The 15,523-nt window shown below is 40.8% G+C and carries 15 protein-coding genes and 2 pseudogenes; 12 read left to right on the top strand and 5 right to left on the bottom strand.

The features are described 5' to 3' along the window. The first annotated feature begins 108 nt into the window (after positions 1-108). From ACFE93_RS16085 to ACFE93_RS16110, 6 genes are all read left to right on the top strand, one after another. Positions 109-885: a transferase gene (locus ACFE93_RS16085; protein WP_375474237.1), complete on the top strand. Its 777-nt coding sequence runs from the start codon at positions 109-111 to the stop codon at positions 883-885. 57 nt (positions 886-942) lie between these two features. Then, the gene (locus tag ACFE93_RS16090) at positions 943-1,731 is read left to right on the top strand and encodes a BMC domain-containing protein (RefSeq protein WP_375474238.1); all 789 of its coding nucleotides are present in this window, start codon (positions 943-945) and stop codon (positions 1,729-1,731) included. A 246-nt stretch (positions 1,732-1,977) separates the two neighbouring features. Next, positions 1,978-2,904 carry a LysR family transcriptional regulator gene (locus ACFE93_RS16095; protein ID WP_104904702.1) on the top strand — a complete coding sequence of 309 codons (927 nt, stop codon included), beginning with the start codon at positions 1,978-1,980 and terminating at the stop codon, positions 2,902-2,904. 122 nt (positions 2,905-3,026) lie between these two features. Then, positions 3,027-4,664, top strand: coding sequence for a mucoidy inhibitor MuiA family protein (locus ACFE93_RS16100; RefSeq protein WP_375474239.1), 1,638 nt, complete (start codon positions 3,027-3,029; stop codon positions 4,662-4,664). A 253-nt stretch (positions 4,665-4,917) separates the two neighbouring features. Continuing rightward, a complete protein-coding gene (gene psb34 / locus ACFE93_RS16105; RefSeq protein WP_375474240.1) occupies positions 4,918-5,088 on the top strand; it encodes a photosystem II assembly protein Psb34 in 171 nt (56 codons plus the stop codon). A 400-nt stretch (positions 5,089-5,488) separates the two neighbouring features. Next, entirely contained in the window at positions 5,489-5,653 is a 165-nt protein-coding gene (locus ACFE93_RS16110) for a hypothetical protein (protein ID WP_375474241.1), read from the top strand. A 902-nt stretch (positions 5,654-6,555) separates the two neighbouring features. Here ACFE93_RS16110 and ACFE93_RS16115 read toward each other — a convergent pair. Beyond that, positions 6,556-7,038, bottom strand: coding sequence for a tetratricopeptide repeat protein (locus ACFE93_RS16115; protein WP_375474242.1), 483 nt, complete (start codon positions 7,036-7,038; stop codon positions 6,556-6,558). 220 nt (positions 7,039-7,258) lie between these two features. Between ACFE93_RS16115 and ACFE93_RS16120 the strand changes: the two are divergent. After that, positions 7,259-7,423, top strand: a pseudogene (locus tag ACFE93_RS16120) (hypothetical protein); the annotation flags it as partial. Positions 7,424-7,961: 538 nt separating this feature from the next. Further along, positions 7,962-8,366, top strand: coding sequence for a DUF2294 domain-containing protein (locus tag ACFE93_RS16125; RefSeq protein ID WP_375474243.1), 405 nt, complete (start codon positions 7,962-7,964; stop codon positions 8,364-8,366). Here the strand turns inward: ACFE93_RS16125 and ACFE93_RS16130 are convergent. Further along, positions 8,347-8,727 (bottom strand): PleD family two-component system response regulator, encoded by a 381-nt coding sequence (locus ACFE93_RS16130; RefSeq protein ID WP_375474244.1) that lies wholly within the window; start codon positions 8,725-8,727, stop codon positions 8,347-8,349. The two genes, ACFE93_RS16125 and ACFE93_RS16130, sit on opposite strands and share 20 nt — an antisense overlap. A gap of 405 nt (positions 8,728-9,132) precedes the next feature. Then, positions 9,133-10,437 carry a CCA tRNA nucleotidyltransferase gene (locus ACFE93_RS16135; protein WP_375474245.1) on the bottom strand — a complete coding sequence of 435 codons (1,305 nt, stop codon included), beginning with the start codon at positions 10,435-10,437 and terminating at the stop codon, positions 9,133-9,135. Between the two features lie 86 nt (positions 10,438-10,523). Here ACFE93_RS16135 and ACFE93_RS16140 point away from each other — a divergent pair, with 86 nt between their 5' ends. The 3 genes from ACFE93_RS16140 to tsaB all read left to right on the top strand — a co-directional run bounded on the left by ACFE93_RS16140 (position 10,524) and on the right by tsaB (position 12,319). After that, positions 10,524-10,772 (top strand): Ycf34 family protein, encoded by a 249-nt coding sequence (locus ACFE93_RS16140; protein WP_292726771.1) that lies wholly within the window; start codon positions 10,524-10,526, stop codon positions 10,770-10,772. A 133-nt stretch (positions 10,773-10,905) separates the two neighbouring features. After that, positions 10,906-11,439, top strand: coding sequence for a 6-aminohexanoate hydrolase (locus ACFE93_RS16145; RefSeq protein ID WP_375474246.1), 534 nt, complete (start codon positions 10,906-10,908; stop codon positions 11,437-11,439). Between the two features lie 220 nt (positions 11,440-11,659). Next, positions 11,660-12,319, top strand: coding sequence for a tRNA (adenosine(37)-N6)-threonylcarbamoyltransferase complex dimerization subunit type 1 TsaB (gene tsaB / locus ACFE93_RS16150; RefSeq protein WP_375474247.1), 660 nt, complete (start codon positions 11,660-11,662; stop codon positions 12,317-12,319). Positions 12,320-12,562: 243 nt separating this feature from the next. Here the strand turns inward: tsaB and ACFE93_RS16155 are convergent. Continuing rightward, a pseudogene (locus tag ACFE93_RS16155) lies at positions 12,563-13,501 on the bottom strand (AEC family transporter). A gap of 102 nt (positions 13,502-13,603) precedes the next feature. Between ACFE93_RS16155 and ACFE93_RS16160 the strand changes: the two are divergent. Continuing rightward, positions 13,604-14,407, top strand: a complete 804-nt coding sequence (locus tag ACFE93_RS16160; protein WP_375474248.1) for a D-alanyl-D-alanine carboxypeptidase family protein — start codon at positions 13,604-13,606, stop codon at positions 14,405-14,407. Between the two features lie 40 nt (positions 14,408-14,447). Here the strand turns inward: ACFE93_RS16160 and ACFE93_RS16165 are convergent, their stop codons facing one another. After that, positions 14,448-15,497, bottom strand: a complete 1,050-nt coding sequence (locus ACFE93_RS16165) for a serine hydrolase domain-containing protein (RefSeq protein ID WP_375474249.1) — start codon at positions 15,495-15,497, stop codon at positions 14,448-14,450. Between the last annotated feature and the right edge of the window lie 26 nt (positions 15,498-15,523).

Here is a 15,523-nt window from a genome sequence, read left to right on the forward strand (position 1 = left end):
AGTCATATCAACTGTAAACTCAGATTTTGAAACATACTAATTATTCAGCACTCAGCGCTCACCACTCACCACTCAGAACTACATCCGGCTTTCGAGGTTAAAATTTCCATGTCTGTGCCGCTACTGCGCCTCAGCAATAACTTTGATACTTACATTAGTGGTGAGGTGACTATTCATCCAAGCGCGGTACTTGCACCTGGGGTGATCCTCCAAGCGGCTGTAAACAGCAAGATCGTCATTGGTCCAGGGGTCTGTATTGGCATGGGAGCAATTCTCCAAGTCCATGAAGGCACCCTAGAGGTAGAAGCAGGTGCAAACCTGGGAGCAGGTTTTTTGATGATTGGCAAGGGCAAAATTGGCGCAAATGCTTGTATTGGTTCTGCGACTACAGTTTTTAACTATTCGGTAGAACCTGGACAAGTAGTAGCGCCTGGTTCAATTTTAGGAGACACCAGTCGGCAGATAGCCCCGATAAAGCAGCCAGAACCATCTACAAATAACTCAACTTCTACTACAAATGCACCATCACTGAAGGAAGAGGAAAATCGCTCAGGTGGAGTTAAAGAAAAGGAAATTTCCTCAACTAATTTCTCAGCTTCGGCTTTTGTAGATTTCAAACAAAACAAGTCGATTTCTTATTTTAAATCTCCCGCGACTCCAGAAAGTCAGCCTCCTCCTGTGGAGGAACCAACGAATTATGCTGACTCCACTTTGGCAAAAGCCGCCCAACCGTCTACAGAACAGAACTCAGACCCCAGTCAGCCAGCCGCAGAATCCCCTAACGGTTTTGGGACTCAAATTTATGGACAAGGAAGCATAAACAGACTGTTGACTACACTGTTTCCTCATAGACAATCCTTGAGCGACCCAAACTCTGACGATTAGTCCGAGTAAGTGTTAATTGTAAGTTGTCGGCTTTTTCCGTATTTTGGAGAATTGATCATGGAAACATATAATCAACAGTCTATTCGCACCATTCAGGGAGTGAGTAATCAAGAAACCTTTCAGGATACTGCTTTGGGTTTAGTTTCTACCCGCAGCTTTCCGGCGATCGTTGGTACAGCAGATATGATGCTGAAATCGGCGGGAGTTCACCTCGTTGGGTATGAAAAAATTGGTGGCGGTCATTGTACTGCGATCATCCGGGGTGGAATTGCTGATGTGCGTCTGGCGGTAGAATCAGGTGTGCAAACGGCTGAACAGTTTGGTCAGTTGGTTTCTAGTTTGGTGATTCCCCGACCTTATCCCAACCTAGATATAGTGCTTCCCATCACAACTCGTTTCACTAAATTAATGCAAGAGGGCAATTCCAGCCGTCTGAGTAACCAAGCAATTGGTTTGGTAGAAACGCGAGGATTTCCCGCGATGGTAGGAGCGTGTGATGCCATGCTCAAAGCTGCTGATGTTCATTTAGCAGCTTATGAAAAAATTGGTGGGGGTTTGTGTACAGCGATTATTCGGGGTTCCGTAGCAAATGTGGCGGTAGCAGTGGAAGCGGGAATGTTTGAAGCAGAACGCATTGGGGAATTGAATGCAGTGATGGTAATTCCCCGACCGCTGGACGAAATGGAGTTAACCTTGCCACTAGCAAGCTGCTGGATAGAAGAACGCGAACCTTTAAACTTGCCAGTGAATATTAAAGAACAAGTTGCGGAACTTGAGGTACTAAGATTACCAGACTTAACCAAGCTACCTACAAAAGTTCAAGAAGAATTATGGAATGATGAATGATGATAGATGAATTTTGAGAAATCATTATTCAACATTCATCGTTTAGATGGAAGGCATCTTACGCTTAAGCTATTCTGAATAATAGCTTTTTCAATCCATAAATAAAATACCTTTATTCCAATAGAAGGTATAGAGTTTTATCTATGATAAACCTCGTAACTTTCTGTGAGCATCACTATATCATTTGCCAGTATTCAGCAATACTAGTTTTATATCTATTAATCGCTATATATAGGAGAATCACCCTTGAACCAAGCGACGCTGCACCAGTTAAAGGTGTTCGAGGCGGCGGCACGGCACAGTAGCTTTACTCGTGCTGCTGAGGAATTGTTTCTCACCCAACCTACCGTTTCTATGCAGATCAAGCAACTTACCAAATCGGTAGGTTTGCCATTATTTGAGCAAGTGGGGAAGCGATTGTATCTGACGGAGGCAGGACGGGAATTATTTGCTACTTGTCGGCAGATTTTTCACAATATAGCCCAGTATGAAATGAAGGTAGCAGATTTAAAAGGGCTAAAACAAGGACAATTACGTTTGGCAGTGATTACAACAGCAAAATATTTTATCCCACGTTTGTTAGGGCCATTTTGCGAACTTTATCCAGGGATTGATATCTCGCTGCAAGTTACAAATCACGAACAAATTTTGGAACGGATGAGTCAGAATCTGGATGACTTATATATTATGAGTCAAATTCCAGACAATATAGATGTGACTTGTGAACCATTTCTAGAAAATCCTTTAATAGTCTTTGCACCGACTAATCATCCTTTATCCAAAGAAAAAAATATTCCTATACAACGTCTGTCTAACCAACCTTTTATTATGCGGGAACCAGGTTCAGGAACTCGTCGCGCCGTCCAAAAGCTATTTGAAGAAGAAGCGGTGACGGTAAAAGTCAAGCTAGAATTGGGAAGTAATGAAGCAATTAAACAAGCGATCGCAGGTGGTTTAGGAATTTCTGTTTTATCTCGTCATACCTTACTATCAGACGCTTCAGAGTTCAGCATTTTAGATGTGCAACACTTCCCCATTCAGCGGTATTGGTACATGGTTTACCCATCTGGCAAGCAGCTATCTATCGTTGCTCGTGCCTATTATGAGTATCTACTAGCTGCGGCAAAGAATTTTGTCGAGCAAAAAGCTGATACTGCTTATAGTACGTTTTAACCAACTCACGGTTAAAATAATTCCTAATTACGAATTACGAATTCCCTAAAGGGGTTGACTGTTAGACCGGTAAACATTGACAATTAACCAGCATAATCATTAAAAATGGGGGAAAACTGGCAGTGGTTAACCCGGAAATACCGTCTTGGCGCAAAACAGTACAAAGCGAGATTGTAGCTGTTACCGTGTATTCTGACAGAGCATTGGTTACACGGCGGGGTGTAGTTGATTTAACAGGAATTGAACAGGAATTAGTAATTACCCCAGTGCCAATGACTCTAGAAACTGAGTCTGTTCGGGTTAGCGGTACAGGTACGGTAGGGGTGCGCTTGGTGGGAGTTAGTAGCGATCGCATCTACACTACTGAACCTGTAGCGGAGCGAGTCGCACATTTGACAAGGCAAATTCAGCAATTAGAAGCAGAAAAACGCCACTTGCAAGCCCAAGTGGACGCTTTAGCATTGCAATCTAGTTTTATCGCCGGCTTACGTGAAAAAACAGAAGAACCCTTTGCACAGAGTTTGTCTCGGAAAAATCTCAGCCTCAGCGAAACTTTGGATTTCCTCAACTTTCTCGGAAGCCAGTATAGTGAATATGCGATCGCATCTGGAGAGTGCAAAACCCAACAGCAGGAATTAGACAAACAACTGCAAGCACTCCACACCTCATTGCAAATAATTCAAACACCCCATCCTAAAGAAAGTTTTAGCTTAGTTGTAGCCGTTGAAGTCGCGGGTGAAGGCAAATTTGAATTAGAGGTGTCTTACATAGTAAATCGCGCTAGTTGGAATCCCCTTTATGACTTGCGCTTTAGCACTACCAGCAATATTGTGCATCTGAGTTACCTTGCAGAAATCACTCAAAGCAGTGGCGAAGATTGGGTTGGTGCAAATCTCACCCTTTCTACTGCTAAACCGGGATTAGGTACACTTCCACCAAAACTTGAACCCTGGTATATTGATACCCCACTTCCCCGAATAGCGCGACAACGACGAGCTCGATTTGCTGCCCAGCCACCACTGCTGCCTAGCATAGCAGAACCGCCTGCTTCTGTTGCCAGAGCAGATTGGCAAGGAGAAGAGGAAGGTGCAGAGGATAGTCTCATCCCAGCAGAAACTGTTATAGCAGAAGTATCTAAAGAAGGGAGTGTAGTTACCTTTAAACTGAATGCTGGTGGTAATATTCCCAGTGATGGCGCACCCCATAAAACTACGATTTTCAATGATGATTATCCTTGTAGCTTCGATTATGTAGCAATGCCGCGCTTGGTAAGCTTCGCTTATCTACAAGCGAATGTGAAAAATAATCCCAACGGCGCGACTTTGTTACCAGGCAAAGCGAATATTTTCCGCGACAACGTTTTTGTCGGTACTACTGGATTAGGGAATATTGCACCAGGGCAAGAATTCAAACTGAACTTAGGAATTGATGAAGGTTTAAAAATTGAGCGGGACTTAGTTGAACGTCTAGTAGACAAAAGATTAATTAGCAACCAGCGCCGGATTACTTATAGTTATCGGTTGATAATTACTAACTTACTCGACAAAGAAGTAAATCTGAAACTAACTGAACAATTGCCAGTTAGCCGCAACGAGCAAATTAAAGTACGTCTCAATCGCAGCAATCCACAAATTCAACTTGGTGAAATGGGGATTTTAGAATGGCTGTTAACTCTTCCAGCCCAAGAACGACAAGAGATATATTACCAGTTTAATGTTGAACATCCGCCCGACTTAATGCTAGTTGGGTTAGATACTTAGGAAATCCTAAAAAATAAATTCTCCAAGTTCCATTTTCTAATTCACCATTTTTTTACCCGTTATGACAATGCGATCGCTATTTTTCCTCTGTCTAGAGTGGTAAAAAATACCTAGAACCGCTTCCCCAAAATCTGCGATCGCTGATAAGTCACCTTTATATTTACCATCAGTCTTTCTTTGTCAAGTACTATTGACGATTTGTAACGAAATTGTTATATTCAGTTACATAAATAAACAAAGAAGAGAAAAAACTATGTACACCACCACTAACGAAGACGGCATTCTCAACAACTACGCAGCAGAACCCAAGATTTACTACGCTGAGTACCCAGCAATTTGGGAACAACGTAAATACGTTTTACAGGGTCTTTTTGCAACTTTAATCGTCACCGCTTTAGTTCTGGTTGGTTTTAGCGTTAGCTAAGATTTTTTGATTTCGTATCGCTGTATCTCATCGTTAATCTCACTTCTCGACTTTACCTCGGCTAATTTAGTCGGGGCTTTTTGTGTTTTAGAGGCTATTTATAAAGTAAATCTAAAGGATAGCCATCAGATAAAAAGGTAGTAATAAGATACTGCTTGGCAGCATATTTACATAGAAAAAATGAGACGGAAGTCTTATTCTACAGAGCTTAGTGACTATCAGTTCTAGGTCTAGTAGCATGACGTTATCGATGATCGCTTTACCATCTTTTGCACCGAAGCCTAGAAAGTTATGGCTATTAACCCAAGCTGCTAGTTAAGCGATCGCTAGCGCTTCGGGGTGGTGTATGGGGTTAATATGTATAATAAAATCCCCTCCAGGAACAAAAACAGACGGGAAGATGTTAAACGAAATAATTGCTATCTATGCTATCACTGATGACTTGTTGAAAGCGATTGGGCATCATGAAGATGGTCGCACAGAGATGATTTATGCAAAAATTATAACAACGGCACTGATTGCAGCAATATTTTTCAGTGGTAATCAGAGCGCGGCTTGTAACTAGATGAAAGACCACAATCTGATTTCTACAATGTTAGAAAAATCACGTTTTAACCGACGATTACATGGAATCTCGATGCTGATGAATGATTTATTCCATCAAATAGGGATGATATTAAAAGAAAGTAGTGATTGTACGGAATATCTTTTAAACTCATTCCCTGTAGCATTCTGCGATAATATTCGCATCTTCAATGTGAAAATGGTCAAATCAGAGGATTACAGAGCAAAGCCAAAGACGCCCCGCCTTCGGGTTACATAGCTTCAAAAAAACGCTATTTCTACGGGGTTCAAGTTCAGTTATTAACAACTAAAAGGTTAATAGCCTATCTCTTTATTCACAAATTACTTTTTGATCTTCGCTAAAACCATACTTTGCTTTGAGTAAAGGTTAATAGATAATCTTAGCAGAAGCAGAGACATAAATTGGTTTGCCTTTAAGATCGGCAAGAAGTTTAATTGCTGAGTTGGGATGTGCAATCAGACACAAGGGTCTTTCTTGAAAATTGCTGTAACTGTAGCTATGGCATTCACGCATTGATGCTATAAATCATAAAGAAATCTACCGTACCCCCATCAACAATTGAGTACCACTGAGAAGCTAGAGACCACTCCGCCTTGATAGTTACATCAGTCTTTGTAAATACCAGTGGCGTAAGCGCAGCCTGTCGTAGACATCGCTTAGTAAAATCCACCGCATTCTGCTTGTGCTATCTAGTTTGTACTAAAGTTAACTTTATTCAACCGAGAATTGCTAGTTGACGGTTGGTTGCTGTTAGTACAAGCAGCAATGACGCTGCTATTAATTCACATAGAAGCTTATTGAATAAAACTATGGTGACTAAGGCAATGAATTGTTGTTGATGAGGATAATAACGGATTCATAAAACAGTATGATGCTCTCTCCTATCTGCCGTTGTAGCTAAATCTAAATGTACATTCTAGAATCAACTTTTGATTCACTAGCGAATAGGGCTGAATTTCTAAAGCACGTTGAAAAGCTCGGATAGCTTGACCATACTCTCCTATTGCTGCATAACATAAGCCCATACCATGAAGCGCCCCAAAATGTATTGGATTTATCTGTACAACCATCTGACAATCTGCCAGAGATTTTTGATAATCGCCAATACTGTAATAGAGGAAAGCTCGACGATTCCAAGCTTCAGCGAAATCTGGCTGGTCTTTAATTAATGCCGTCAGCGCTGTTTCAGCTTCAGCAATTTCACCTGCATCCAGTAACTTTTGACTGCGGTCAATTATTTCCAGCCCATAGATTCCCTTTTGCTGAAACCATATCCGCCAGATTTTTCTGGTTGCGTTGTCGCGCACTGCGGGATCCGGGTTTTTCAACTCTTCAAGTAAGGAATTGATAAATAAAGAATCCATGAATTTGAGATCAGTGAATATACCTTTGTATTAACTTTCTCACAAAATATATCGATTAAATCATTTTTAAAGTCATCTTTAAATTAGCCGTGATTAATTGCCAATTATGAACTTTCTGTATAATTGATTGTGTTCAACAATACGACTAATGCCACACTAGATATTTAAAGTCATAAAAATAAAAACTGATTAGAGGTAGCTAACACATCCCTTTGGCGACATCAATATACCAGAACTGCAAGATGCAGCAAACAAAGGTTATTTGCAGGTAGATGGCAAGATTATGAAACCAGGCGGTAATTTGGTTATTACCAAAGCAGCAGTTGAGCCAGTTCGGTATTTACCAGGAATTACTAAGCGCTTTGACATTGCAGAATCACAGTTGCTTTGCTCGTAAAGAATGTGTTACCAGAGTGGAAGATATGAGCTTCTAAGAATTAATGCCAAATATGTTGTATTGGTTTTTCACAAATTGTCTTAGTGACTAACATAGTCTTTATTAGAACCTAAATTTATCTGCTTACTAGCTGCACCGCAAGGTATAGAAAGTTTTGTAATTTACATTACATTCTGATGTGGTACTATATGTATATGTCATTAATCACTATTTGGATAAACATGACTAATTAAGTATTGGATTGTGAGAGACAGTTACGGTGGGCTACGTCTAAGCTAATTAGCCATGAACAAATGACGTTGAAATCCAGTTATTAACCTAACAGTATACAAATTGTGAGTTACCAAATTTTACTTCATCAAATTTGGTAAGATTCTTAAATAAATACATACTAAATACATCACATTGATACAGGAACTTTATATAAAATAGTAATTAATTTTCTTAGCTATTCTATAATCATTTACTATAATGTTGGATATTCCAATTCCTTGATTATAAAGATAAATATTACATAGTAGCACTAATGATACAACAGACTATAGGACAATTAGAAATAGAAATATCACAGCGAATTAAAAATTTATATAATGATAAACTAGGAAAGTCTCCTAGCCAAATCATTTGTCATTTTTTTGATACTGAAATCGTAATTTCTATAGAAAACTCTGTTACCCAAGCTGAACAAACTCTACTAAAAGGAGGTTATGCTACTTTAGCCGAACAAGTACGATTATATTTAGAGAAAATAATTAAACCAGATTTAAAAAATTTGATTGAGGAAATTATTGGTCAACCTGTCCTCTACCTGATGACAAACACAAATCTAACAACAGGTCGTTCTGGGATTGTTGTAATTCTCAAGGAATTATCTGAAGTTCGTAATCCTGAATCTATTCCCAAGATAAATGTTAGGAATTTAGCTGAGTGATGTGGCGACTGATTACCACTTCTAATTGATTAAAATCATAGGGTTTAGTAATGCAATCATCTGCTGTGAGCATCGTGGAGCGATCATCTTGTACCGTTGTTAGAGGTGTGACTGCAATGATTGGAATGGTAGCAGTTTTTGAGTCATGTTTGAGATCGTCAATGACTTGGTTCGCACTCAAATTAGATAGTTTCATATCTAGCAGGATTAAATCTGGTTGATGAGTTTGTGCCAACATCACAGCCCTCACCCCTTGTTTGGTACAAATACATGAAAAATTTAATATTCCTAGATGAGAATTAAGTAGCTCTAAATCATGTAAACTCTGTTCTACAACCAAAATTAAAGGCTGTCCATTCATAAGCAGTTAGTCCTGTCCAAGAAAAGCTGGGCATAAAAACTCTATCCATCAGGAAAACCTGAAAGTCTTTGTTTATAGTATGTGTTTAATTCAATGTACGAACGACCAACTCAGGCATAAAAATGAATAGGTTAGTGTATAGTTCATTCGGTTATCCATCGGCGCTAAATTTTAGGAAATAACATAGCAAAGCAGTCATAACATCAAGCAAATATTAGCATAAGTGATGCATGGAATTGCCAGGATTGACTATAAAGATCAGTATTTTATGGTAAGTAGGGGATACTTAAAGTACTTAAAGTTGCATAAAGTACTTAAAGTTGCAGATCTACCAGCCTTAGCCAGAAGTGCCAAAATTGCGTAGGCATCGCGTTTGTTACATTACGATAAATTAATTAAGTATATTTAACCATCAATTAACTGACGTGCATAAGCGATCGCCTCTGTTGATGTTGAAACTTTCCCCTCAGCTTGTGCTACGGCAATTTCTGTCAACAGTTGACCGATGATTGGCGAAGCTGGAATATCTAATGCTATAATTAATTCCTTCCCGCTTACTAGTGGAGTGGGATGAGCGATTGCATCATCAGGGTTGAGGTAGCGGTCGATCAAAGGTGCTAAGACTTGGTAGCTCATTGCTTTATTTTCCACTGCTGTGTGTAGTGGCTTGTCACTAGATATTGCCTCTCCCAAATTATTAATTGCTACAGCTAGCACTGCCGTAGCGGGGAACACAATATCTGCGTCATGAAACAAAAAGTATTGTTCTCGCAACGACATATCAACTACTTGAAACTGCGGTAACAGTTTCAGAGCAGTAGTTACACCTCGGATTTCGGCACGACTATAAGTTAGTTCCTGTAACTCTATTTCTGCTAATTCTGGATTTGGGTTGACGAGACAAGCAAGTTTGGCAATACCTAGCCAAGTAGTTTTAATACTATCGCGGACATATTCTTGCAGTTGTACCCCTAGTTGTTGCCACTTTTCTGTGAGTAAAGCGGCGGCTGTGTCAACTGCTGCTAATTTGAGTAAGCTTTCACGGGTGGCATTTTTGAAAAAAGGGGCAAGTAAACCATCTTCCCAAGCCATTGTTATCCAAGGAGTACCCTGAGAATTGCTGAGTAGATAGCCAATTTCTACCCTAACTCTTTCGGTTGCAACTTTGCCAAGATATGATGCCAAAGAACGAATTGCAGCTTGGGTAGCTGGTTCAATAGTAAAACCTAGTTGGGCGGCTTGGCGATAACCTCGCATTAACCGCAAAGGGTCATCTTCTAGGTTCGCGGATGATACCATTCGCAAAATGCCCTGTTGTAAGTCTACATAACCTTGCAGAGGATCGATAATTTCTTGCGTGTGGGGATTATAGGCGATCGCATTTACTGTAAAGTCTCGTCTGTGCAAATCAACTTCTAAACTATCTCCTTCCTGTTGGGCAAAGTCAGCCGTGGCGTGGGGAAAAACCACACGCGCAATTTGTCGTTCTGCATCGAGTAACACAAAACCAGCTTTGTAATGATGAGCGATCGCTCTCGCTACCTTTACCGCCTTGGATGGTATAACAAAATCTAGATCCAGATATTCGCGAGTTCTGCCAAGGATCGCATCTCGGACAGCGCCACCTACCATGTAAGCTGGTTGTGGCAAGAATTCCAAGCTGAAAGGCCAATTATCGGGAGCGAGGGTAGAAGGAATTGATTTATGCATTGTAATAAAAATCAACCCAGCAACTCATGAATAACAGTTGGGCTTAAGTTAGATTAACAATAAAGGCCCCTGGAGTTGGTTCTATTATGTGTATTTGCGTGAATTGCCACTATGTAGACAGCTGTGTTACCTATCATGCCGTAGAAGGGCAGCACCAACAGCCTCACTTGACTGAAACACCAAATTTTGATCCGAATGAACCTTCTATCAATGTCAACATTCGGACTCAAGATGACGTGATTGAAATGGAATGGGATGTTGTTGGTTGTCTGAGTTTTAAGCGGGAAACAGGTAAGTGGTCGAAATTGCGTCCTGGTGAATTAGTGCCGACTTGATAGAAAATGAACAAGAGTGGCAGTACTTAGAACGATGGGCGGCAAAAGAATTTTTAAGCGTCCCATAACTAACAAAAGTTATTGTCACTCAAGCGATCGCAGAAAATAAAAAAGCCAGCCAAAAGACAACAGCATGATCAACACACAACGACTAGACCATGTAGAAGATGAACTTGAAACTGTTAAGCGATTGCTAGTGTCTACTGCTAGCTACGCAGAATCAGCAAACAGGCGGCTTGATGAGTTGACCATAAAACAAGACCTTACTCAATCTCACCTTAATGAGTTGACCATAAAACAAGACCTTACTCAATCTCACCTTAATGAGTTGACCATAAAACAAGACCTTACTCAATCTCACCTCGATCAACTAGGGGCACGTGTTGACCAAGTAGGGGGAAAGGTTGACCAACTTTCTGATAAGGTTGATAGTTTTATCACTCACACACAACGTCTATTTACAAAGACAGGCAGTGAGATAGAGCAAACAAAGGCACGAACTGAGCGATTAGAAGCACTTATGCTAAAGCTTGACCGAAACTTTGAGGAACAAAAATCTCAGTTTCAGGAGTTTCAACTCACTACTGGTGCTGCCTTGGAGCGAATTGACCGAGTTTTGGACTATCTATTGAGACAGCAAGGCGGTTATCAAAATCCCCCATCTTAGCAAGGATTGCACAGATAAAGTGAATAGCAAGCGAACATTTGCGATGCCTGCGGCGGGCTACGCCTACGCGTTCTGATTTTGTTGAAACAGCAAAACGTTTACCCTAATAATTCTGTCCATAACATAAGAAAAGAAGTGTAATCGATTTAATTAAGAACTGCTATGTTATATGCTTGAATAAATTACGTTAACTCTATAAAAATAGATATTTTAAATAACTTTGACAATAGAACTAAAACACCTCACAACCAAAAAATACGCTTTAGCATTGCATACCACCACTCCCGAATTAGGTCTAGCAATTAGTAATTTTGCAGGCGAGACTCGCTCTCAAATTTGGAATTTAGGGCGTGATTTATCTAGTTTAGTTCATCAATATTTAATTGAATTTATCAAACCGCAAACTTGGGCAGATTTATCCTTTATTGCAGTTGCAAAAGGCCCCGGCGGTTTTACTGGAACTCGGATTGGCGTTGTTACTGCTCGTACTTTAGGGCAACAGTTAGAGATTCCTGTATTTGCGATTTCAACTTTGGCTGCCGTAGCTTGGTCAGAAGCAGGCAAAAGTCAAAATATAAAAACTATTGCTGTGGAAATGCCAGCACAACGAGGTCAAATTTTTGCTGCTATTTATCAGTTTGAGCCAGATACTTCTAAATTAAAAGTGTGTTTGTCAGATAGAGTGTTGACACCAGAAGCATGGCAGGAAACTTTAGCGAATTGGAACACTAATTATCAGTTGATTCAAGCTCAATCTGGGCTAGCAGCAACGGTGACAAGTATTTTGGAACTAGCTAATCTCGATTGGCAAGAGGGTAAGTGTCCTAATTGGTCAGAGGCTTTACCATATTATGGGCAACATCCAGTACAGGGTGCGTAATGCTTCTAAACTAGTTATATAATGACTAATTTACTCATTTTGAGTATGGTTTAAGCATTATAATTTAAACAGTGCCAAAACACCCAAAAATAAGGCTCAGAAGGGTCAAATAACAGTCAGACTTGACACTTAATTGCCCTTACTCTGAAATCATTTCCAAAGCCACCTAAACATACCCCTGTAACTGAATTAATATTGACTGAATTTATAAATGCGATCGCGTCACAGTGCATAAATCCAAAATCAAAACAGCCACAGCCAAACTGGGAGAGTAACCAACAATACTATAGCCCCAGCAGCTAAGGCAGTAACTGCCAAATCGCGATCGAGATTGAATGTCTCAGCAATTACCAGTGTGGCGAAAGCTGGAGGCATAGCTGCTTGTAGCACGATTATCTTTGCGATCGCCCCAGTTAATCCAAACAAGGGTAAGATGCTGCCCAATATCAAGGGAACTAGCAGCATTTTGATTCCCAAGCTCATCCCTACTTGTGGTAGGCTACGCCAAGATTTGAGCAGCGCCAGTAGCATTCCAATTAATACCAGCGATAAAGCTACACTACTCCAAGCAAATTTATCCAGGCAAAATTCCACGACTGTGGGAATTGTCACCTGCCGAAACAGCAAGCCAAATCCGAAACCCCACAGCGCAGGATTAATTAAGATAGGACTAGCAATCTGCCAATGATTATGGATACCACCGCCAAAACGCGCTGCTAGTAACACACCCAAGCCATAAGCTCCTGGGAATGAACCTAGCAAATTGTAAAATAACGCCCAAGCAAAGTATTCCTTGCCTACCATTGCTAAGGTAATCGGAAAGCCAAGATAACCAGTATTACCCAACATTGCTGCTAATATCAAGCTAGCCTGAGTTGGTGATTGGGGGACGGTATTTCTAAAATAGGCTTGTGCTTTAATCCCTAAGTAAGCTAAAAATGCTCCTAGAAAAATGGCTAAGTAAGCGATGTCTACGACGGGCTGCGCCTACGCAGGTGCAATCCAAATTTGCCCCGACAAGCTAGATTGACGCAAAAACGATACTATGCTTATGGGTACTCCCACCCAAAAAAGAAACCGTCCTAAACGTGTAGGAACTGTTACAGGTAGTTTGCGTCCCAGAATAAAACCTACCAGGACTAATCCTCCTAGCTTGACGTATAGTTCTAAAAGGTTTGTCAAGGTTGCGCCTAAGAACCACAGATGTAAAATGCTACCTGTTACGTCTACTTTTGTCCAGTGAAAAATCTGTTATGGCTATTCCACAAAAACAGGAGTTTACCCTTGAATAAGGCAGGCTTTTCTGGAAAACCGCAAAACTCATCGAATGACCTTGGCGATGATATTCCAGTGGCTGTACGCGATACCCCTGTTGCAGCACCTAAAATTTGGTTGCAACCCCGAATTATCCTTATTGGGGGAATTACAGGATTTGTCTTGCTGGCTTTAATTAGCGGTTTTTTGTTTTTCGTCACAGCATCCAAAAAAACTGCCGATTCTCAACTTTTACCAGCTACTTCTACTCCTACAACTCCAACAGCATCTAATAATTCCAGCGATACTGTATTAGGGCATTTTCCATACCCAGAAGCCCCTGAGTCAGAACTAGTAACCATCTCCGCAAATAGGGGCATTAGAATGCGAAAAGCTGCTGCCCAAAAGTTTGAGGAGATGGTAGCAGCAGCGCGGAGTTCAGGTGTAATTTTAGTACCAATTTCTGGCTTTCGCTCAGTCAAAGACCAAGAGCAATTGTTTTTTGCTGTCGGTGCCCAACGAAATCAAACGCCAGCAGAACGAGCTGCCCTCAGCGCTCCTCCTGGTCATAGCGAACATCACACAGGTTATGCTGTGGATGTTGGAGACGGAGCAGTACCAGCAACTAATCTTCAAACTAACTTTGACAATACCAAGGCTTATCGGTGGCTGCAAGCAAATGCAGCACGTTTCAGCTTTGAAATGTCTTTTCCTAAAGATAATGTTCAAGGTGTGAGTTATGAGCCTTGGCACTGGCGTTTTGTAGGCGATCGCAATAGTTTGGAAATGTTTTACAAAGCCAGAAACTTGAAACCCGCTAAGATATCGCCATAAAAGACAGCAGTCAAAATAATTCGGTCAGGAGTAATTAGTTTTACTCTCTTTGTGCTAATGGAGGCTGAAGAACTAGTTCTGTAAGAACTGGACAGTAGTATTCAGCAATTCTCTTAGCGATCGCATCTGGTCGGGAAATTTTATCTAGATTGCAAAGTAAAATCACGGTAATTTTGTCATCAATAAAGCGGGTAATGTTACTTGCAAATCCTAATATCGAACCATTATGACCAACTACTCGGCGATCGCCATAATTAAATACCCACCAACCTAAACCTGCAACATATCTTAACTTTTCCCAATCATCACCCTGATTTGGAGGATGAGGAGTCCACATCAAATCCAGGGTTGATTGCTTTAGCAAAGTTGCACCACAAAGCGCTTTTTCCCACTTCACCATATCTTCTACGCTGGAAAGTTGACCTCCAGCAGAATAGGTGACTGAGGGACTGTAATAAGGTTTGTTAACAAGCTTGCTGTTTAGCCAGCGATAGCCAGCAGACCGGTGTGGCACTATGTCACTGGGATTATTCATCACGGTTGCATTCATTCCCAAAGGAGCAAAAATGCGCTCTTTTAACAAATCTCCATAAGATTGTCCAGTTACCTTTTTTAGGATCAAACCCAATAGATAGTAGCCTGTGTTATCATAGGCGCTAAACTCACCCGGTTGGAACTTGAGGGGTAAGTGAGTAACTAGAGCCAAAATTTCAGATTTCGATAAATTAAGATGGGTAATTTCCCAGTAGTTTGGGGCATCGGTATAGCTGGGAATTCCAGACTGATGAGACAAAATATGCCCGATTGTGACATTTTGCCATGTTAGGGGTAGACAATCGAGATAGTTTGCGATCGCATCTTCTAGCGAAATTATCCCTTGTTCCACGAATATCATTATGGCTGTAGCGGTAAAAGTTTTACCGACAGAGGCAATTTCATAAACTGTATGTTCAGTCGCTGGAACAGAGTGTTCAACATTCGCCAGTCCATAGCCCTGAACTAAAACAGGTTCACCTTCCTGTACTACTGCAACAGAAAGTCCAGGAATCTGGTTTTGAGTCATTATGGCTCGAATATAGTCGTCAATCACGATTTCCAACCTTCTGCCTCCTGCCT

The sequence above is a fragment of the uncultured Nostoc sp. genome (assembly GCF_964247315.1).
In the GTDB taxonomy this organism is placed as follows: domain Bacteria; phylum Cyanobacteriota; class Cyanobacteriia; order Cyanobacteriales; family Nostocaceae; genus Nostoc.